Raw genomic sequence first — 1,138 nt, forward strand, 5'->3', positions numbered from 1 at the left:
GCGGGCCCTTCGCGAGGTCGAAGGGCTGGGCCGCGGCTTCACGCGCCAGGCGCCACGCTTCTTCCGTCGGCGAGCCCGTGAGGTCCTTGCGCTCCAGGGTGAGCATCGGCTCCGGCGACACCACCTGCACGGGGCCAGAGACGTCCTCGCGAAAGGTGGTGCGCAGCACCTCATGACGGCGCACGACTTCTCGAAGTGCGCGCTCCAGCACGGCCACGTCGAGTGCACCCTCCAGGCGCACCGCCATGGGTACGTTGAAGAGAGAGGTTCCGGGTTGCAGCTGATCAATGAACCAGAGGCGCTGCTGCGCGAAGGACAGCGGCAGCGGGCGCGTGCGGTCCTGCACCGGGATGAGGCCCTGCGCGGAATTGCCCGCGATGGCCTTCTGCGCGGCGACCTTCTTGAGCAACTCGGCGCGCTTTTCCGGCGAGAGGTTCGCGATCCGCTTCGACAGCTCGTGGCTCATCTCGTGTACTCCGCACTGGGGGCCGCCACTGCGTACGAGCACCACTGGAGGCCGTGGCGCTCGCGAAACTCGGGCGTGTTGCTGGTGCCGGATTGACTCCCTGCGCCGCTCTTCCCAAAGAAGCGCGAGGGTGGGTCAAATTCATATGGGTGATATTATTCCGCCTAAGACGCCCCTGTCATGAGGGCGGATAAGCACCCACTCGAATGAATTCGAGTATTTACGGGATTGTTCTGGTTCCCCGAAGCCAGGGAGGCAAGGACGTCAGATGTCCTCCGGGGTGAGACCTGCTCCCAGCGTCTCCTCCCTGGCTCGCTCCACTCCAACCCCCGGAGTCAGCTCCCCGTGGACTGCCGGGGCGCGGCGCCGGAGACCCGTGCGAGCGCCTCACGCAGGCGCTCGATGACGGATCCGAGGTTCGGGTCCTGCATCAGGGCGTGGTGGCCACCGGGGACGTCGTGCACCTCCAGCCCTCCACGCACCAGGGGCTCCCACCCGCGGTGACGCGGGACATCGGCCGCGGCTTCGCTGGCGCTGAGCAGCAGTGCGGTGCCGTCGTACGGCTGGGGCACGTACTTCTCGTGGGCGAAGAGGTTGGCGCGGAAGACGTTGAAGAGGGCACGCAGCTGGGCCGGGCCGGACTGCGCGTCGAGGATGCGCACCCGGAGTCCT

Annotated in this window: 2 protein-coding genes; both read right to left on the reverse strand. The window is 67.4% G+C overall.

The features are described 5' to 3' along the window. Positions 1–466: condensation domain-containing protein (locus tag D7Y04_RS42435; RefSeq protein ID WP_233601847.1), on the reverse strand; the 466-nt coding region annotated here is incomplete at its 3' end. Between the two features lie 335 nt (positions 467–801). Next, positions 802–1,138, reverse strand: a 337-nt coding sequence (locus D7Y04_RS42440) for a hypothetical protein (protein ID WP_217277956.1), incomplete at its 5' end; no start/stop codon positions are given.

Source organism: Corallococcus sp. AB038B, from assembly GCF_003668955.1.
GTDB classification, from domain to species: Bacteria; Myxococcota; Myxococcia; order Myxococcales; family Myxococcaceae; genus Corallococcus; species Corallococcus exiguus.